Consider the following 19811-nt stretch of genomic DNA (forward strand, 5'->3'; position numbering starts at 1 on the left):
TGATAATATTTTACACTTTCGCTTGTTGCCCCTAAATCCCCTAAAGGGGACTTTTAGCATCCGGAGGGTTCCGCGTCCAAGTCCCCTTTAGGAGATTTAGGGGCAACAAGCGAAAGTCCTAGATAAAAAAATCAATGCAGTAAACTCAACAGTTCCGTTCGATTCAGTGATTTCAGAATGGACGAGTCGGTTTTGATGAGGTGATCGGCCAGGTCTTTTTTAGATTCCTGAAGCTGAAGAATTTTGTCTTCGATGGTATCCGGGCAGATCAGACGCACGGCCACCACATTTTTCTTCTGACCTATGCGGTAACTTCGGTCGATGGCCTGGTTTTCCACCGCCGGGTTCCACCACGGATCGACCAGATAAACATAGTCGGCCTGGGTTAAATTAAGGCCCGTTCCGCCCGCTTTCAGGCTGATCAGAAACACCCGGACGGTTTCGTCGGTTTGAAACCGGTTGACGCAGGCTTCCCGGTTGGTGGTTTGGCCGGTGAGGTATTCGAAGCCAATCTGTCTGTTTTCCAGTTCTTTCCGGATCAGGTCGAGCATGGTGACGAACTGCGAAAAAACCAGAATTTTGTGCTGCGGTGATTTGTTTTCAATCTGCTCGATCAGCATGTCGATCTTGGCCGACGCGTCGCCATAAAATTCATCGTCGTTGAGCAACATCGGCGAGTTGCAAATCTGCCGCAGTTTGGTGAGTCCCTGCAACACATGCAGGCGCTCCCGGGGAATGTCGCCGTCCTGCGTCGTCAGTAGAAACGTACGGAATTCACGTTCGTAAGCGTCGTAGACTTTCCGTTGGTCGGGTCCCATTTCGCAGTGCAGAATCATCTCCGTCTTGTCGGGTAATTCGGTGGCGACCTGCTCTTTAGTCCGGCGCAAAATGAACGGGCTGATTTTCTGCTGAAGTTCGCGGGCGCGTTTCCGATCATCGAATTTGTCGATGGGCGTGGAATAATGCGCCCGAAAATAGTGGTAATTGCCCAACAAACCCGGACAGGCAAACGAAAGTTGCCCGAACAGATCGAAGGTATGGTTTTCAATGGGCGTTCCGGTCAGGACAAACCGGGTACGCGATTGCAACAGCATAACCGCGTGATAGCGTTGCGATTCCGGATTTTTGATGGCCTGCGACTCATCCAGAACGATGCAATTGAACGTATGGTCTTTCAGAAACCGGATGTCTGACAACAGCGTGCCGTAGGAGGTCAGAATGATGTCGTACTGGTCGATGTCTTTTTTCTTCAGGCTGCGATTGTTTCCGTAGAAGGTGTACAGCCGGAGCGTGGGCGCAAATTTCGCCACCTCGGCCTGCCAGTTGAACAGGAGGGAGGTCGGCACCACGACCAGGTTGGCCCGGGTGCGGTTTTTGGCTTTCTGCACCAGCAAAAAAGCCAGGATCTGGAGCGTTTTTCCGAGGCCCATGTCGTCGGCCAGGCAGCCGCCAAATCCCAGTTCGTCCAGGAAGTTCAGCCAGTAAACGCCCTCTTTCTGGTAATCCCGGAGCGTAGCGTGCAACTCGTCGGGGACTGCAACGGGCGGAATGGATGGGGAGTCGGCGAATTGGGCGGCCAGCGTCTTGATTTCGTCCGAAACCCCGCTGCTGAGTTGCCCGTCGTCATACACCTTTTGCAAGTCCGAAAAACGAATCCGGGGCGTCCGGATCACGTCATTCACCACCTCACCCGCCTGAAAATAAGCCGAAAACCGCTCGAGCCATTCGGTAGGCAACAGTCCCTGCGTTCCGTCGTCTAGCGGCACAAACCGGCTCTTGTTTTTGATCGCTTTGTGGAGGTGTTTCAGAGAAACCTGCTGCTTGCCGTACGACAACCCCAGTTGCGTTTCGAACCAGTTCAGACCACTGTTGACCACTACCGACACCTTGGCCTTGTGGAGATTCAGGCGGTTGTTTTTCAGGGAATTGAAACCGAGAACCCGGATGTTCTGGCTGTTCCAGGCATCGAAAGCGTCCAGAAACCAGTTTTCATCCAGCACCTGGGTTTTGTGTAAATAAAACTCAGATCGGTCAAGTTGGCTCTGAAAATCAGGGTGTTGGCTGGCAATCGCCATCGTAAACTGAATTTCCGCTTCGTCGTCGCGCTCCACCGTAAACGGTTTTCCCTGGCTGTCGACAGAGTAAATCTGTTTTTTGGACAATACCGGCACTTCAACGGTTCCGTATTTCATGACCGGCGTCAGAATGACGTAATCTTCGGAGTCGGCCAGATACAGGAGGTGTTCGCGTTCCAGATTAAAGCCGTTTTCTTCGAGCTGCGCGGGTGTTGCCGGTTGCAGATACGAATAGGTAATCCGAATCTGGTTTTCCAGTTTGGCCAAAACCGCTTCCTGAAATTCGCTGTACTTCGACTGGTGCAGAACGATTCGGGTACTTTTCTTGCTAAAAAACTCAATAACCCGCAGATAGTCAGGGTTGTCGATGAGGTGCAGCGTGTCGTGCAGCAGAATGAAGTAATCGTATTTGAGAACGAGTTTGTGGAGTTCCTGCGTGGTACCTTCCACCACGAGCGAACCCCGGATTTCGTAAAACTGATCGACCTGACGAACCCACAACCGCAGGTCGCCCATCAGAATTTTGAGCTTTACCGGGATGAGCGACTGGGAGGAAATGTTTTCGGATACGCTGCTCGAATGGTAATAAAAAGCCAGTTTTCCGGGGTTTTCGGCCACAAACCGCAGCGCTTCCAGGTCGGATTCGGTCTTTTTGCTGCGGTGGGTATGCTGAAATCGGGCGAGCGCCGAATAGAATTTTAATTCGTTCAGATGCTCAATCCGGTTGATCGCTTCCAGCGGCTGTACCGGGGTGAGTGGATTTTTTACGTTCCCTTCCCGCGTCGTTGGCGCGTCGAACAATTCCAGCCCGAAATGATCGGAATAGCGGTGTTTCGTAAAGACGACAATTCGCTTGAGCTTCGACGCCGTTTCTTCCAGAATCAGCTCCAGCCGACCCGGTTTTGGTACCAGGGTCGACACCAGCAACGCTTTGTCGGCCTGATTAAATCGCAGTAATTCCGGTCGATTGGGTTTGATCGTGAGGGTTTTATTCTCGTAGTCTACCTGGAAAAACGCATCCAGTTGGCTCTCATTCTCCAGACCGTAGTCTCTGGCGACCGGTTTGATGGCTTCATACCGCAGGACCTGATCAAAAAAGATCCGGAATTCCTTTCGTCTGACAATCGCCGATAAAACCTGGACCTGATGCTCACACAACCGGTCTTTCGGAGCCAGACACGAACAGGAAATCCGGAGTGCCTCTTCCGACTGGCTGACAACTACTTCCGTACGTTGAATGTCCCGGGATGCGAGGACAAAAGTACCCTGATCGACGGCCAGTTCAACCGCGATGACGTCGGTGTAACTCCCTGTGGAAAAGGCGGCTGCGGAACTGTGTTTGAAGAGGATTCCGTCGGACAAAGTCGGTATTGTAACCGTTTCCAGACAATACGCGGGGTGAGCCGAAAGGTTGAGCATGGGTGACCGACGAAGGTTGTTGGGTAGACTGTTCCGCAATTTACGCCATTAGCCGCGCTTGCCATAGAAATAATCCGTTTCAAGTTCTATTTTTGAGCATCCCTTCACGGTATTCCTAACCCTTTCTGAACCCCATGATCACCCGATTTCGATTTTTTGCTGCGGTTTTGACTACGACGGCAAGTCTGATCGCCATCGCCCAGATACCGGTCAAACGCTTCGAACCCGTCAGTTTCTCGCAGGTCAACATCACCGACCGGTTCTGGCGTCCAAAGCTCGATAAAGTCGCCACGGCCACCCTGCAGGCCTGCATTTTCCAGACCGAAGAAAAGACGGGCCGCATCCGGAATTTTGAGAAAGTGCAGCGTGGAAAGCACGAAAAACACGAAGGTGTTTATTACGACGACAGCGATGTCTACAAAGCCCTGGAAGCCATTGCCTATTCGCTGAAAAACCGCCCCGACGCCGAACTCGAAAAGAAAGCCGATGAGTGGATCGACAAGATTGCGGCCGCCCAACAGCCTGACGGATACCTCAATACGTATTATTCGCTCGTCGGTTTAGACCAGCGCTGGACCGACATGGAAAAGCACGAAGACTACTGCGCGGGTCACCTCATCGAAGCCGCTGTGGCCTATTACAACACCACCGGAAAACGGAAATTGCTGGACGTCGCCATTCGTTTTGCCGACCACCTTGACGTCACCTTCCGCCAACCCAACCGCCACTGGGTGAGCGGCCATCAGGAAATTGAACTGGCGCTGATGAAGTTGTATCACCTGACGAAAAATGACCGGTATCTGAAACTGGCCGACTGGTTTCTCGATCAGCGCGGGCGGGGCTTCGGCGTCGGCAAGATCTGGGACCAGTGGAAGACGCCGGAATACTGTCAGGATGCCACCCCGGTAAAGAATCAGAAAGAGATTACCGGACACGCGGTTCGCGCGATGTACCTCTACACGGGGGCCGCCGATGTGGCCGCCACCACCGGTGACGCGGGCTACATGAACGCCATGAAAACCGTCTGGGAAGATGTCGTCTACCGCAATATGTACATCACGGGCGGCATTGGCTCGTCGGGTCAAAACGAAGGGTTTTCGCTGGATTATGACCTGCCCAACGAAACGGCGTATTGCGAAACCTGCGCGTCGGTCGGAATGGTTTTCTGGAACCAGCGGATGAACCTGCTCACCGGCGAGGCCAAATACATCGACGTGCTGGAACGGAGCTTGTACAACGGCGCGCTCGACGGCCTGAGCCTGAGTGGTGACCGGTTTTTCTATGGTAATCCGCTGGCTTCCAACGGCAATACGGCCCGGAGTGCCTGGTTTGGAACGGCCTGCTGCCCGTCGAACATTGCCCGGCTGGTGGCGTCGCTCGGCGATTATATTTATGGCAAAAACGACTCCGGCCTTTGGGTCAATCTGTACATTGGCAGCAACACAACGCTGAAAATTGGCAAAACCGACGTTCCGGTTCAGATGGATACGAATTATCCGTGGGACGGTAGTGTGAAACTAACCGTGACGCCGGCCAAAAAGACGCCTTACGCCCTGCATCTGCGGATTCCGGGCTGGGTTAGCAACGTGCCGGTGCCGGGTGATCTCTACCGGTTTCAGGAAGAGAGTCCGGCGAAAATTACCGTCAATTTGAACGGAAAACCGGTCGATTACCGGGAAGAAAATGGCTACGTGGTGGTGAACCGGACGTGGCAGAAAGGCGATGTGATCGAGCTGACGCTGCCGATGGACGTGAAGCGGGTGGTCGCGAAAAAAGAACTGGTGGCCGCCAATGACCGCGTGGCCATTCAGCGCGGGCCGTTGGTCTATTGCGTGGAAGGGGCCGACAACAACGGCCAGGCCTGGAACCTACTGGTGCCCGATCAAACGACGTTTACAACCCAGGCTTATCAGGTCAGCACGGAACCGGTGGTGGCGATTCAGGCCGAGGTGCCGGTGGTAGGGCCGTCGGCGGATGGTGCGGGTGTAATGACGGAAAGGAAGAAAATTACGGCCATTCCGTATTACGTCTGGGCCAATCGCGGCAAAAGTCCGATGCAGGTCTGGCTGCCGACCAAAGCCAAACGGGTGAAGATCACGGATTAATGGTTGATGAATCCGGATTCGAAACCGGCAAGCTCAACTCGCTGGTAAAGGTGTGGGATTTCCAGTCCAGTTGCAGGGTTCCACCCAGGAGCGTGGTTAAGCGATGCGTAATCCAGAGTCCCAAACCGTGGCCTTCTTTGAACGGATCGGCCCTGTAGTAGGCTTGTCGCAAATCGAGCGTCGGGCCACTCTCCCGAATTGTCCGGTTTTCAATCCGAACCTGCCACTGCCCGGAATTTTGTAGCCGGATGGTGACAACACTGTCCGAAACGGCGTATTTGACGGCATTTTCGATCAGATTCAACAGGATGTGTTCCAGTTTGAGGGCATCCGTTTGTAAAATGGCGTCGGAGAAACCGTTGCGGTCGAAAACCGTCGTGACGCCATAGTCGGCCGTCAGCGAGGCCAGTTGCCGCAGGCAGTTGTCCAGTAATTCCGGAAGGTCGACGGCAGAAAGTTTGAGAACCGGTGCGATGGTGTCGGGCTGGCTCAGCGTCAGAAACTCGTTGATCAGGCGCGTCAATCGGCTCACTTCCTCCAGTTGACCGCTCAAAAAAGCCGTAGTTGCGGCATCGGGCGGGCTCTGTTTCAAAGTCACCTGCAAACCGGTTTTCATCACCGTCAGGGGCGTGCGGAGTTCGTGCGCGGCCGCCCCGAAAAAATGTCGCTGCCCCTCGACGCTTTCCCGAATCCGGGCCAGCATCCGGTTTAAGGTTGCCGTGAGATGATAAAGTTCATCGCGGGTTTTGGGCAGTTCGATCGGGTCGATGGCGCTCGTATTGTTGATCGCATCGACTTGGTTGACAATGCGTTGGATGGGTCGTAGAAGCCAGCCCGCCACCCCGTAGCCCGCTCCGAACGCCAGGATCAGACTGAGCACCCAGCTCAGTCCGAACACCCACCGAAGTCGTCCGATGTCCTGTCGCAAGCTTTCATCCGGCACCGCCAGCGTCAGAATAAGCTGCCCGTCGGGCGTTTGAACGGGTGTCCCTTCGACGGTGATGGATCGGTGGGAGGTCCGGTTTGAAGGAGGGGCGGTTTCGTCCGGAAAACCGGGGCTGCGGAACAACTCGCGACGCTGGCCGTAGCTGCGGTAAACCACCCGCATTCGCTCGGTTTCGGTGGGCAACGGAATCACGACGGGGTCGACACTGACGAGTGCCAGGAGCCAGGCCGCCCGGGTTTGGGTGGCGCGGTCAAAGGCCCGTTGCAAGCCGACTTCGGCGCGGGTGAGCATGAGGTAACCTGCGGCTCCACTGATGAGGGCAAAAACAGCCAGCACGGCCAGCACGATCCGGCTTCGCAGGCTCATGGCGTTTTGAGTCGATAGCCCCGGCCCACCTGCGTTTCGATCAGCCCCGCTATCCCGCTCGCGTCCAGCTTTTTACGCAGTTGGTAAATGTGTACTTCAATCACGTTGCTGCCCATATCGTAGTCGGCTGACCAGACTTTTTCGGCGATTTCGTTTTTGGTAATCAATTGCCCGGCCCGGCGCAACAGCAGTTCCAGCAGGGCGAATTCGCGGTTGGTCAGGTTCAGGCTGGTTCCGCCTTTTAAAACCTCGTGCGAAATAAGCCGCATTTCCAGATCAGCCACCCGAAGCACCACGTTGTCGCTGGTGGTCGTCCGGCGTTGCAGAATGCGGATTCGGGCCAGCAACTCGTCAAAATCGAACGGTTTGCGGAGGTAGTCGACCGCACCCAGGTCCAGGCCCTGCACCACCGTGGCCGGATCACTCAGCGCCGACAGGATCATCACCGGCACGGTTAACCCAAAAGCCCGGAGGTTTTTCAGTACCTCAAAACCGGTTTGGCCCGGCAACATCAGATCGAGCAGCACCAGGTCGTACAGACCACCGGCCAACTGGTCGAGTCCTTCGGAACCGGAGTGCGTGAGGTCGGCGACGTGGCCGTTCTGTTCCAGGCCCTGTTTGATAAACCGGCCCAGCTTGCGCTCGTCTTCGATAACCAGAATTTTCATGAAAAACGCAGAAATGCAACGGATGCAGGTGGCGGCTAAAAGTAGGAGAGATTCGAACCAAAACAAAACTGCTCCGGCCTTTCCTCCAGCCGGAGCGGTTTTGAAAACAGGACTTACCGAACCAGATACTGCTGGCCGTTGATGGTCAACACCGATGCGCGGAGAATGGTCGCTTTTTCGAGTTGCACCTGTCCCTCGTGTGGAATTTTGGCAAAACCCTGCACGGTAATCGTGCTGCCTTTGGTCGCCAGATTCGACAGTTGAGCGACTACGTTCGACGGAATGCGAACAATCGTTTTCGCATCGCCCGGGGTAGACAAAATTAACCCGTTGACGCGTCCTTCGCGGTCGAGCTGGTAATCCGCGATTTTCCCGGTAACGGTACTCATCGTCGGCGTGGCGGGCGGGGTGGGCAATGCCGCTGGAGGAGCGTCGGTCACCGTTGTTTTACCCGACGTCAGGCTCGTCATCCGGAAGTTGGCTTCACCCCTGTGGCTGGTTTCAGTAAAACCGGTGACACTGACGTTGCTACCGGCTTTAACCGCCTGCTGAACCGACTGGCCGAGGTGCGCCGGAAATTTTACCGTGGTGACGGTTCCGGACGCATTTTTGAGTGTAAAACCGTTCAAAATAAAATCGTCATTGCCCGTCAACTGGCCGACGGTTCCGGTCACCGTGGTCAGTGCCGTCAGCCCTTCCCGCCGTCCCAGGGGTCCACGGGCTTCCCGGCGATCGGGTCGGAGGCCGGGGTGCCGACCGGGGCCCCCGGGTCTTTCCGGTCGCGGCTGATCGAAAGCAGGTGGGGCCATACCGGGGGAGAGGGTGGTTACTTCGGGTCCATTGGGCTGATCCGGGGCGGTTTGGGCGTACAGATGAGGGGCCAGAAGGCTGCCGGTCAGTAGCAGACCGGTCATGAGTTTTGCGTTGGTTTTCATTCGTAGGTGTTCTTTACTGTTGATTACGGTAGCAAAACTAACGACGTGCTCTAAGGCCAACCTGAACCTGAAATTAATTTTTCTTCATCCCGCAACCCATTCAGAATTTTTCCTCCATCAGTTCCCGCGTGATCATCACAGCCGCCCGCAGTCCGTTGGTGGCTGCGACCAAAACCTGCCGCATCATGGTTTGGTTATCCCCGGCAGCAAACACGCCCCTAACACTAGTCTTGCCAAATTCATCGACTTGGATCATTCCTATCTCATCCAGTTCACAGCCCAATTGCAGCGCCAGATCGTTCGACTGCTGCATCGCCGGGCGCGCATACAAGGCCTGTAAAGGTTTCACCGATTGATCGGCCAGTTTCAGTGCATCGAGCTGACCGTTCCGGTGTTGCAGGGCCACCAGCGGGGTTTCGATGATGGGAATGGCGTGTTGGTGCAGTTTGGCGGTTTGTTCCGGGTTCAGGGTGGACGGGCCGTTGGTGAACAAGGTTAGGCCGGGGTTCCAGTAGTGGATCAATTTCGCCAATCCGAATCCCTCATCGCCATTGCCCAGCACCCCGACAACCTGGTCTTTCACTTCGTAGCCGTGGCAAAACGGACAGTGCAAAACCGAAATGCCCCAGCATTCGGCAAAACCGGGCATTGCTGGTAGAACGTCGGACAAACCGGTCGCCAGAATGAGCCGTTTGGCCGTAAATACCTCGCCGTCGTTTGTGTACACCTGAAACGAAGAATCCGATGGCTGAACGGTGGTAACCGTTGCATCCCGCAGACTGACGGTCGGGTAAACAAGGGCCTGTTGCCGGGCAATCCGCGTCAGCTCGGCGGGCGTTTCGCCATCGCGGGTCAGGAAACTGTGGGAGTGGGGCGTCTGCCGGTTGGCGGGCTGGCCGCTATCAAGGACCAGTACCGTCCACAAGGAACGGCCCAAGACGAGGGCTGCGCTTAGTCCGGCGTAACTGCCACCAATGATGATGACGTCGTAGGAGGGAGTTGATGGTTGGTTCATAAAGGTTCTTCTGATGTAGGACTTTTGCTTTCTGTCCCCGTTCCTCCAATTGATTTAAATTTAACGCAATCTGTGAGATTATTGACCCCGGAGGGGGGCAGATGTTAATAGCAAATGAGTATGCTGAGCACTCCAGGCGTGCCGGAGTACGCAACTAAGCCTATATCGCGTCCCTCCGGCACGCCTGGAGTGCTCAGCATACTCATTTGCTATCAACATTACGTGCCGCTGGCACTTAAACAACTGGTAGTAATCCTTTCATTGGTCAGGATGGCGTAGTTCTGGAAGAAGCGGAATGGTTTAAACCGTAACTAGTGCAGGATTGACGTTACTTGTGAGAAAGTTGATTCGGTTCGTTCCTGAATCTGCCGGATGTTGTCGAGCATGCCCAGTTGCAAATCGCGCATTTTATCGGCGGGCAAATCTTTCAGCGTGGCATCCGCATGGTGGTGATGCTCGTGTTTGCCGTGATCGTGGTGGTGTTCGTGCGGCATTCCCGGCACCTCGACCAGGTTTTCTTCCCATTGTTCAAACGCCTTTTTCAGACTGTCGAGCGTCGTTACGGTCGCCAGCACAACGGGTTCCGAACGGTTTGCCAGCAGGATTTTGAGCGAATCGATTTGCTCGATTTGGGGTTCGATAACCGCCTGAATCTGTGTGGCTTCGGTGTGAAATTTGGCGGCTTCTTCGAGCAAAGGATCTTTTTGGTCCGAACGGGAACAGGCTCCCAGGCTGAAGGCAAGCGGAATGATCAGTGAAAGGGTGCATTTCATGGTACAGGTTGTTTCAGAAGAGAAGTGGACCGAAATCTACGTAAATTGCAACGTTGTTGCAAGAATGTAGCTTTTTAAAGTAACAGATCGACCGATACTCGCTCTATTCCCAAACCGGAAACGGATCATTGAACCGGCCCTCGACTGCCAGATGCATCAGCTCGGGTTCGCTACACAAACACGTTCGCAATTCCTGCGTCACCTGTTCGGCATCCAGATCCTGACCGATGATCACCAGTTCGTTTTGCCGGTCGCCAAATTGTTTGTCCCAACGGGCTTCAATCGCTTTCTGGTTTTCGATGAAACTGGCATAGCGGATTCGCTGGCTGAACGGCATCGACGCCCACCAGACGCCCGCCCGTTCGGCCCGCAGACTGCCGCCGGCCTGGCTAAAATTCAGCGCTTCATCGGGCCGGGACGCCAGCCAGAACAATCCCTTGCTGCGGATAATACCCGCCGGAAAATTCTCGCTTAGATACGCCCAAAACCGGGCGGGGTGGAACGGTCGCCGGTCGCGAAAAACGAAGGAGCCGATGCCATATTCTTCGGTTTCGGGCCGGTGGCCTTTGCCGGATTGGTGGTTTTGCAGCTCCTGAATCCAGCCCGCCGATTGCGACGCTTCCTCAAAATCGAACAGGCCGGTGTTCAGAATCCGGGCCGGGTCGATGCGGCCAAACTGGCTTTCGATGAGGTGGGCTTTGGGATTCAGTGTTTTCAGAATGGCTTTCAGTTCGCCCACCTGATTCGGTTTTAACTGATCGGTTTTGTTGAGAACCAGCACATTGGCAAACTCGATCTGGTCGGTGAGCAGGTTGACGATGGTGCGGGTGTTCGAAGCGTCCTCATTCAGGTTGCGGTCGAAAACCGTTTCCATACTCCCGAAATCGCGCCCGAACTGGCTGGCATCGACCACCGTCACCAGCGTATCCAGACGCGAAAACCGGGACAGGTCAACGCGGTTTTGGGCATCGACCGAGTCGTCGGACTGGAATGAAAACGTTTGCGCCACCGGCAGTGGTTCCGAAATGCCGGACGACTCGATAAGCAGGTAATCGAACCGGTTTTCGGCTGCCAGCCGTTCCACTTCCAGCATCAGATCTTCCCGCAGGGTGCAGCAAATGCAGCCGTTGGACATCTCCACCAGCTTTTCTTCCGTCCGCGACAGGGTGTTCTCATTCCGAACCCGTTGTGCATCGATGTTCACTTCGCTCATGTCGTTGACGATCACGGCTACTTTCAAACCAGCTTTGTTGTGCAGAATGTGGTTGAGTAAGGTGGTTTTACCGGCTCCTAAAAAACCGCTCAAAACCGTAACGGGAAGTCGTTTCATGGTGAATGATTGAATTAAAGAATGGAGGTGATCGTCAGTGCGCGTGGTGGAGTGCGTGAGCGCGCAGGTTGAGCAGGTGAAAGCCAATTAACCCGGCCGACGCCGTGTAGGCCAGGTATTCAAACGCTTCGTGAACGTCTTCCAGGAGCAGGGCTCCGGCGAAAAGACCCAGGAAATACCATAAGCCGACTTTGACCATCCGCTGGCTGGCCCGGCGCGTAGCAAAATAGACGGCCACAATATTGACCCCGATGAAGACGTAATCCAGGCTTAGAAAGCCAATCCGCAGCGTTCGATCCGCCAGCAGGCTGGAGGAAATGAGCAGGATGGGTGTGATCAGGCAGTGAATAATGCAAAGCACTGATCCGGTAATGCCGATGTAATCGGCTTTTGAAGAGAAAGTGGCCATAAATTGGTGTTGGCTTGTGGTTGAAAATGAACGGCACAAAAGTATGGCATTTTTCGTAAATGCAACAATGTTGCAAAAATGAATTGATTGAAATTTCATTGGGATAATCAGTTCCTAAACGGCGGGTGCTAAGAAATCCTGAAGTCGGAAATGGGAAAGGAGGGGGTAAGCGGTATATAAAACCGATAATTTTTAAGTTATTGGGCAAAAATTGAAAAACGATTTGTCTCATTGCATTCAACGACATGATTAACACCATTGTGTTTGATTTGGGGGCGGTTTTGATCGACTGGAATCCGCATTACCTGTACAAAAAAATCTTTAAGGAAGACGAAATGCATCATTTTCTGGCGACGGTTTGTACCCCCGCCTGGAATGAAGAGCAGGATGGAGGCCGGTCTTTGGCAGAGGCTACGCAGGTATTGATTGCCCAATTTCCGGAGCACGAGGAGAATATCCGGTTATTTTATGATCGCTGGCCCGAAATGCTGCGGGGTGAAATACCGGGGACGGTGGAACTGCTGAAAACGATCCGGGATTCGGGAAATTACAAGCTCTATGCCCTGACCAACTGGTCGTCCGAGACGTTTCCGATTGCCCTTGAACGTTTCGAATTTTTGTCCTGGTTCGACGGCATTGTGGTCTCCGGCGATGAAAAAGACCGCAAACCGTTCCCCTCTTTTTACCGGACGCTGCTGAGTCGGTATTCGATTGAACCGAATGAAGCCCTTTTCATCGATGATAACCTTCGGAATGTAAAAGCGGCCGAAGACCTTGGGATTCACGCCATTCATTTTGTGAATCCGGAGCAGTTAAAAGAGCAGTTCATTGCGTACGGCGTACCGGTTTAAAACCGCTACTTGCCTTCCTAAACCCTCCTTTATGAAAAAGTACATCGTCGTTTTTCTGGCGCTGCTGCCTTCGTTGGCATTGGCCCAATTCCGGGTGGATCGAACTGGTTTTCAACCCCAAAACGGAACCGTCGTCGCCAGCCAGGGGACCAGTCTGGTGGTAAGCTGGCCGACCACCGCCCGCGAAAAAGGGAGGCTGGTGATCAACCTGGAAAACGGGAAACCGCTGTTTACCAGCCTCCAGTTATCACAACAGGGGACTTTCAAAGAAATTGCGAAAGCCCTCGACCCGGCTTTTGTGCTGACGATCGGCAAACGGGATTTGATCTCCCAGAACGGCTGGAACATCTTCTTCGACAAAACCAACAAATTGCCCCACAAAGCCTACGCCGTGGCGCTGAACAAACGGGCTGCGAGCGTCAACACCATTGGAACGCGAACCGTGGTTCGGATTTCAGAGGTACAGGCGGCTCATTTCAAGGGAGACATTGAGATTACGGTGTATAACGGCAGCCCGTTATTCAATGTGGCTGCAGTGATGGCGACCGAGGTGGACTCCACGGCGATTCTGTACGATGCCGGTCTGGTGACAAAAGTGCCGGTCTGGAAAACCCTGGCGTGGTCGGACACCGGAGATAACATGCAGCAGGTCCCGGCCAACCTGAGCGAACCCAACAAGGCGCAGGCGGTTAAATACCGCACCATCATCGGCGTGAATGACCAGGGCAGTCTGGCGGTTTTTCCGGCTCCGCACCAGTATTTTTATCCACTCGATGAAGCGTATAACCTGGACTTTACCTGGTATGGATCGGGCTACCGGAGTCTGGTACCGGAATTTGGCATCGGCATCCGGCAGGATTTGATGGGTGACCGGCGGTGGGTGCCGTGGGTGAATGCGCCCCCGAAAACCCGGCAGCGGCTCAACTTTTTCTGCCTTCTGAGCACGGATTCGCCCGCCAAAGCGCTGGCCGACGTCAAGCGATTTACGCACAACGACAAGTACCCGGTGGTTCCAGGCTACAAAACCATGTCGAGCCATTTTCACAATGAGTTCACGATGAGTGTGGTGCTGGCAAACAAGCCGATTCCGGAAAAACCGGCTTTTGTCGATGTCTTCAAAAACTCGGGTGTCGATATTGTTCACCTGGCGGAATTCCACGGTCCCGGCCATCCGAAAGGCCCGGACTCGTTGCGGTTGCGGGAATTGAAAGCGTTGTTTGAACAATGCAAACGGTTGTCTACCAAGGATTTTTTGTTGCTGCCGGGCGAAGAGCCGAACAACTTTTTTGGCGGTCACTGGCTGGAGTTTTTTCCAAAACCGGTTTACTGGATCATGTCGCGAAAACCGGAAATGCCGTTTGTGACGGACGACCCGACGTACGGAAAAGTCTACCGGATTGCCGATAAAAATGACATGCTGAAACTGCTGGAACTCGAAAATGGCCTGGCCTGGACGGCCCATGCCCGAACCAAAGGGTCGACGGGTTACCCGGACAAATACAGGGAGGAAGCGTTTTTCAAGTCCGATCATTTTTTCGGAGCCGCCTGGAAAAACATCCCCGCCGACCTGTCGGAACCGCGACTGAGCCGCCGGGTGCTGGATCTGATGGACGACATGGCAAACTGGGGCCACAAAAAACACGTCATCGCCGAGTCCGATATTTTTACGATGGAACCGGAAAATGAGACCTACGCCCACCTCAACGTCAACTACCTCCAACTGGATCAATTACCGGCCTACAGTCAGGGCTGGCAACCGGTTCTGGACGTGATGAAGCAGGGCAAATTTTTTGTAACGACCGGGGAGGTCTTATTTCCGGCATTTACCGTAAATGGAAAAGGCGCGGGCGAAACCGTCAAACTTCCCGAGGACGGCAAAAGCGCCATTTCGCTGACGGTGGATTGGACCTTCCCACTGACGTTTGCCGAGATCGTCTCGGGTGATGGAAAAGCGGTTTTTCGGGAACGCATCGACCTGACGAAAACACTGCCGTTTGGCAAACAGACCTTTATGTTCAATACCCGTTTAAAAGGCAAAAAATGGGTGCGCGTTGAAGTCTGGGATGCTGCCGTCAACGGGGCGTTTACGCAGCAGGTGTGGCTGGAATGATGCCCTGACAGCGGTCGAAGACCCTGTCAGCGGCCATTCCGTTGATCGGATTAGCGTTTAGAACTGGATAAATTACCCATTTTGTTTAGAATTCTGGACTAACAAACTGTATGAAATACGCTTCTCTTCTTTCCTTTTTCTTTTGTCTGGTTCTGATCGACTCCGCACAGGCCCAGCTTCCGCCCATTTTTGAAACCAACCGCGCCAAAGAAGCCCAAACCGAAGCCACCGTCCGGCGGTTTCTGTCGCCCGTCAAAATTCTGTGGCAAACCGGCACCATTCGCAACGCCGAGCGGCTGTTGAAAGTCGGCAATGGCCAGGCGGATTTGTCGGGGAAAGACATGTGTTCGCTGAAAAGTGACGCCAATGGCAAAGCAAGTCTGCTGCTGGACTTTGGGCGGGAATTGCACGGCGGTTTGCAGATCGTGACGGGGCAGTGGAAGGAAAGCAAGCCGATCACCGTCCGGATTCGGTTCGGCGAATCGGCCAGTGAAGCGATGGCCGACATCGAACCCAAACAGAATGCCACCAACGACCACGCCATCCGGGATCTGACGGTGCAGGTGCCGTGGCTGGGCAAACTGGAAATCGGCAATACCGGCTTTCGCTTCGTTCGGATCGATCTGGTCGATGGCAATACCGAGTTGCTGCTGAAGGAGTTGCGGGCCATTTTCGTGTTTCGGGATATTCCGTACCTCGGCTCGTTTCGGAGCAGCGACGAACTGCTGAATCAAATCTGGGCGACCGGTGCGTATACCGTTCATCTGAACATGCAGGATTACCTCTGGGACGGCATCAAGCGCGACCGGCTGGTGTGGGTGGGGGACATGCATCCCGAAGTGGCGACCATCAACGCTGTCTTTGGCTACAACGAGGTGGTGACGAAAAGCCTCGATCTGGCGCGGGACATTACGCCGTTGCCGGGCTGGATGAACGGCATCAGCACCTATTCGATGTGGTGGATTCTGATTCAGAAAGACTGGTATTTGCAAAACGGCAACCTCGACTATCTGAAACAGCAGAAGGAGTATCTGGTGAAACTGGTCGACTTGCTGATTCAGAAAATTGACGACAAGAACTGCGAAAAGCTGGACGGAACCCGGTTTCTGGACTGGCCGTCGAGCGAAAATCCGAAAGGTATTCACGCCGGTTTGCAGTCGATGCTGGTGCTGTCCTTGAATGCCGCGGGGGATTTGAGCCGCATTCTGAACGACCCGACCACGGCCAAGAAATGTGCTGATGCGGTCGCCCGGCTGAAGCAGTACGTTCCCGATCCCAACAACTCCAAGCAGGGGGCGGCTTTGCTCGCGCTCTCCGGGTTGATGCCCGCCGAAAAAGCCAATAAGGACGTGCTGGCAGTGAACGGTGCGCGCAACTTCTCGACCTTTTACGGCTATTACATGCTGCAGGCGCAGGCCAAAGCCGGTGATTACAAAACCGCTCTCGCCAACATCCGCGAGTTCTGGGGCGGGATGCTCAAGCTCGGGGCAACGACGTTCTGGGAAGATTTTAACCTGGATTGGGTGAAAAATGCCGGGCGCATCGACGAACTGGTGAAGGAAGGTCAAAAAGACATTCACGGCGACTGTGGGGCCTATTGCTACGTCGGGTTCCGGCACAGTCTGGCCCACGGCTGGGCGTCCGGCCCCACGCCCTGGCTGACCGAACACGTGCTGGGCATCAAGGTAGTAGAACCGGGTTGCAAAGCGATAAAAATCGAACCGCATCTGGAAGATTTAACCTTCGCCGAAGGGACGTTCCCGACGCCGTACGGAGTTGTGAAGGTGAAGCACACCAAACTGGCGGGCGGCAAAATTCAGACGGAGGTGAGCGGGCCAAAGGAAGTGCGGATTATTCGGTAGCGTGACGAACGGTCAATCGCAATCCGCCAATCCAAACGTATTTACCCGCTTCGTACTGCCTTCTTCAACCGTCTGCGAAACGGCATAGTTTTGGTTGTTTTTGACCACATTGGTGATCTGGAACGTCTTGTGAGCCGTCACTTTTCCCGACTCGTCAAATTCATCGCTTTCAAATCCCTTCAGGATGGTTTTCTTCCAGGGGTAGAGGTTGAAAACATCAAACGGTAAACCCCGTTTGGCCAGCAGCGCTTCGGGACTTTGGGTGGAGGAATCGTAGACGTGGGCTTCCGCATAATATTTCGTTCCGTCTTCCAGATACTGGTAGGTGCTGTTTCCGTTCGCGTCGTACGAAAAGACTTTTTCAAACGTGGGTTCGTCCTTACTGGCCGGCATAGCTTTGAAGCTCAGGATACGCCCCTCGGCATCGTACCGGATGGTCGTAGTCAGGACGGTTTGGGAGCCAACAAGGTCTTGGATTTCCGTGAGTTTACCGTCGGTCCATCGGCATTTCAGGCCACTGCCAATGCCCCAGTCGGTGAGTTGGTCGGGTGTTTTTCCGTCGACGGTAATCGTGGCGCCGGTTATCTGATTTGCGCTGTTGTATGCGAAGGTATAAACGTATACATGCTCGGTACTGCCGCCGGTCGGCCCTTTAAAATTGACAGTCAACTGGCTGACGTAGCCAGCCGCGTTGTAGGCATACTGGTGTTTGTTGCCGTTGCCACGGTCGATGGCGGTCAGTTTGCAACTCGCTTCGCTAGGTGCATCGATCTCCGATTTTTTGCAGTGTGTTAAACTCAGCAGGGTAAACCCCAGCAATAGGGTTGTCAATGCGGTTTTCATAAAAGACGAAATAGGTTGGTGTGAATGACATGGGTCATCACAAACCTATCGAGGCCTCGCCGGTTTGCCATGGCGGTTTGTACGAATAGACGGGATCAGTATTTGAAGTGTTTTTTTTGCGATGCGATCCGGCGAGTCACGAAAAAAGATGAACGTGACAATTGTCACGGAACCCGTTTTTCCAAAACCGTATTTTTGCCCCATCAGCTTCAAAAGCATTCGTATGATGAACCTCATAAAAAGTCTGTTTGGTAAGGCCGACACCAGCCAGTTTAACGAAATCCGCTCGCAGGGCGCTCTGATTATTGACGTTCGGTCGCCAGGTGAATTTGCCGGTGGGCATGTGCCGGGGGCCGTCAACATTCCCCTCGACCAGCTCGAATCCAAACTCAGCACGATCAAAGGCTATCAGAAACCTCTGATTTTATGTTGTGCCTCCGGGATGCGCAGCGCCCGCGCCAAAGCCATCCTGCGCGGGAAAGGCGTTGAAAACCTGTTCGATGCCGGTAGCTGGCGGAATTTGTAGGAACCGGCGTTGACGAAAACTGCCCGAATCGACGACCCGGTTCGGGCAGTCCGAAATCGCTTTGAGTCGTTTCTGCGTATATATCCTGCTGTTAACCCAAGCGAGATATGAAACGCCTTTTTTCTCTGTCCATCCTTCTTTTTCTGCTGGTTCAGGCCGGTTTTGCCCAGAAAGCCACCAGCACCGTTCAGGCCATTCGGTACATCAAACTTGCCAACACGCTTCGGGCGCTGGACAAACCGCAGGACGCCATCAGCCTGCTGGAGAGGGCGTTACCGGCCGTTCGGGGCACCAATCCCTATTGGGAAGCGTTTGCCTGCGAGCTGCTGGGACTGGCCCACTACGAAAATAACAACAGCGAAAACGCTGATTATTATCTGAAAATCGCCCGGAGCCGCTACGAGAAGCTGCGGTATGTCGCCAGTGCCTGGGGCGTCAATGAACTGATTCGCGACATTTCCGGTAAAAATCTGTATGCCGGTATTCAGTTTGGGGCTTCGGATGTGAAGCTGGCGATTTTCAAAACCAAATACGAAAGCGATTTTTACGAAAAAGATATCAAAACCCGGTTTGAGGTTCCCAACGTTAGTTTTGTAGCCGATGCCTCGAAGTCGCTGGAAGCCGGGCAGAATGCATTGAAAGTCTGTCTCGACACCATCAGTCGCTACAACATCCCGACCGAACGGATCTTCATTGTGTTCAGCAACGAAATGAAGGAGGGACTGGCCAGAACCCCGGCGACGAAAAAGATGCTGTATGATCAGTTGTCGCGGGCGTTGCCGACGGGCAATCTGCGCATCGACACCACACTTTCCATCGACCGCGAAGCTGAACTGTTTACCGTTGGCTCCATTCCCCGAAAAGTCTGGCCGACCACCTCGTCGCTCAACATCGGCAGCGATGTCACGGTGGGCGGTTATTTCGATGCTGACAAAACGTTTCACCCGATTGAAATGCCGGTGGGAATGAACACACTGGTGAGCCAGATTGAAAGCAAGCGTTCGCTGAACACGGACGCGTTTAAAAAGGAAGCGCAACGGGTCATCAAAACCGTGGCGGATACGGCCCTGGCACCCCGTTTCAAAACCAGTGGCGCAGGACTGCAACAACGTCGGACGGTGGGGCTGGGGGGCGATGTGGCCTGGGCGCTGGTGACCTATCTGCACCCCGAAAAAACCGGAACCACGGCGGTAGCCATTTCGATGGAAGATGTGGAGCGGTTTAAAAAAATGGTGATGGATGATTACCAGACGCTTACACGCCCCAATGTGAAAGACATCGCCGACGCAGCCCTTCGCAGCAAAGCGGAGCAGGAAATCAGCGCGGTTCGAGATCAATTGAGTGAAAAGCAGCTCATTGCCGGGGCGTTGTGGCTCGAATCCATCATGAAAACCTACTCGACGCCCTCGGCTCCCAAGCGGTTTGTGTTCATCCGAAATTCGGACATTGGCTGGGTTACCGGCAAGTTTCTGGAGACCATTAGTGGCGAATACGAATCGACCATTGCCAAAGGGGCTCTGTATACCCGCTAATTCATTTTTGTCGTGTTGATTACACCCGAAGCCCGCAGGGCTGGCA

At 54.1% G+C, this 19811-nt stretch carries 15 protein-coding genes; 6 read left to right on the plus strand and 9 right to left on the minus strand.

Going from position 1 to position 19811, the window contains the following annotated elements; translation table 11 throughout:
• Positions 1-131: 131 nt before the first annotated feature.
• A complete protein-coding gene (locus tag F0P93_RS01390) occupies positions 132-3494 on the minus strand; it encodes a DEAD/DEAH box helicase (protein ID WP_150874590.1) in 3363 nt (1120 codons plus the stop codon).
• 134 nt (positions 3495-3628) lie between these two features.
• Here F0P93_RS01390 and F0P93_RS01395 point away from each other — a divergent pair, with 134 nt between their 5' ends.
• Positions 3629-5599: a glycoside hydrolase family 127 protein gene (locus F0P93_RS01395; RefSeq protein WP_150874591.1), complete on the plus strand. Its 1971-nt coding sequence runs from the start codon at positions 3629-3631 to the stop codon at positions 5597-5599.
• Here F0P93_RS01395 and F0P93_RS01400 read toward each other — a convergent pair.
• From F0P93_RS01400 to F0P93_RS01430, 7 genes are all read right to left on the minus strand, one after another.
• Complete coding sequence (locus F0P93_RS01400; protein ID WP_150874592.1) at positions 5589-6911, minus strand: sensor histidine kinase; 1323 nt, start codon at positions 6909-6911, stop codon at positions 5589-5591. The genes F0P93_RS01395 and F0P93_RS01400 overlap by 11 nt on opposite strands.
• On the minus strand, positions 6908-7579 hold the full coding sequence (locus F0P93_RS01405; RefSeq protein ID WP_150874593.1) for a response regulator transcription factor: 672 nt from the start codon (positions 7577-7579) through the stop codon (positions 6908-6910). Before F0P93_RS01405 ends, F0P93_RS01400 begins: the two co-directional genes overlap by 4 nt.
• Before the next feature lie 113 nt (positions 7580-7692).
• The gene (locus tag F0P93_RS01410; protein WP_150874594.1) at positions 7693-8514 is read right to left on the minus strand and encodes a hypothetical protein; all 822 of its coding nucleotides are present in this window, start codon (positions 8512-8514) and stop codon (positions 7693-7695) included.
• Between the two features lie 100 nt (positions 8515-8614).
• Positions 8615-9529 carry an NAD(P)/FAD-dependent oxidoreductase gene (locus F0P93_RS01415; RefSeq protein ID WP_150874595.1) on the minus strand — a complete coding sequence of 305 codons (915 nt, stop codon included), beginning with the start codon at positions 9527-9529 and terminating at the stop codon, positions 8615-8617.
• A 311-nt stretch (positions 9530-9840) separates the two neighbouring features.
• Positions 9841-10302, minus strand: a complete 462-nt coding sequence (locus F0P93_RS01420) for a hypothetical protein (RefSeq protein ID WP_150874596.1) — start codon at positions 10300-10302, stop codon at positions 9841-9843.
• 103 nt (positions 10303-10405) lie between these two features.
• Complete coding sequence (locus F0P93_RS01425) at positions 10406-11632, minus strand: GTP-binding protein (protein WP_150874597.1); 1227 nt, start codon at positions 11630-11632, stop codon at positions 10406-10408.
• Positions 11633-11666: 34 nt separating this feature from the next.
• The gene (locus F0P93_RS01430) at positions 11667-12041 is read right to left on the minus strand and encodes a MerC domain-containing protein (protein WP_150874598.1); all 375 of its coding nucleotides are present in this window, start codon (positions 12039-12041) and stop codon (positions 11667-11669) included.
• 245 nt (positions 12042-12286) lie between these two features.
• On the opposite strand from F0P93_RS01430, the gene F0P93_RS01435 reads away from it, so the two are divergent.
• The 3 genes from F0P93_RS01435 to F0P93_RS01445 all read left to right on the plus strand — a co-directional run bounded on the left by F0P93_RS01435 (position 12287) and on the right by F0P93_RS01445 (position 16864).
• The gene (locus F0P93_RS01435; protein WP_150874599.1) at positions 12287-12892 is read left to right on the plus strand and encodes an HAD family hydrolase; all 606 of its coding nucleotides are present in this window, start codon (positions 12287-12289) and stop codon (positions 12890-12892) included.
• Positions 12893-12923: 31 nt separating this feature from the next.
• A complete protein-coding gene (locus F0P93_RS01440) occupies positions 12924-15002 on the plus strand; it encodes a CehA/McbA family metallohydrolase domain-containing protein (protein WP_150874600.1) in 2079 nt (692 codons plus the stop codon).
• A 110-nt stretch (positions 15003-15112) separates the two neighbouring features.
• The gene (locus F0P93_RS01445) at positions 15113-16864 is read left to right on the plus strand and encodes an alpha-L-rhamnosidase-related protein (protein ID WP_150874601.1); all 1752 of its coding nucleotides are present in this window, start codon (positions 15113-15115) and stop codon (positions 16862-16864) included.
• A gap of 12 nt (positions 16865-16876) precedes the next feature.
• On the opposite strand, the gene F0P93_RS01450 is transcribed toward F0P93_RS01445, so the two are convergent.
• A complete protein-coding gene (locus F0P93_RS01450; RefSeq protein WP_150874602.1) occupies positions 16877-17707 on the minus strand; it encodes a hypothetical protein in 831 nt (276 codons plus the stop codon).
• A 223-nt stretch (positions 17708-17930) separates the two neighbouring features.
• Between F0P93_RS01450 and F0P93_RS01455 the strand changes: the two genes are divergently transcribed.
• Together F0P93_RS01455 and F0P93_RS01460 are read left to right on the plus strand one after the other, a co-directional pair.
• A complete protein-coding gene (locus tag F0P93_RS01455) occupies positions 17931-18233 on the plus strand; it encodes a rhodanese-like domain-containing protein (protein ID WP_150874603.1) in 303 nt (100 codons plus the stop codon).
• Positions 18234-18340: 107 nt separating this feature from the next.
• A complete protein-coding gene (locus F0P93_RS01460; RefSeq protein ID WP_150874604.1) occupies positions 18341-19765 on the plus strand; it encodes a tetratricopeptide repeat protein in 1425 nt (474 codons plus the stop codon).
• Positions 19766-19811: the final 46 nt, after the last annotated feature.

It is taken from the genome of Larkinella humicola (assembly GCF_008727875.1).
GTDB classification, from domain to species: Bacteria; Bacteroidota; Bacteroidia; order Cytophagales; family Spirosomataceae; genus Larkinella; species Larkinella humicola.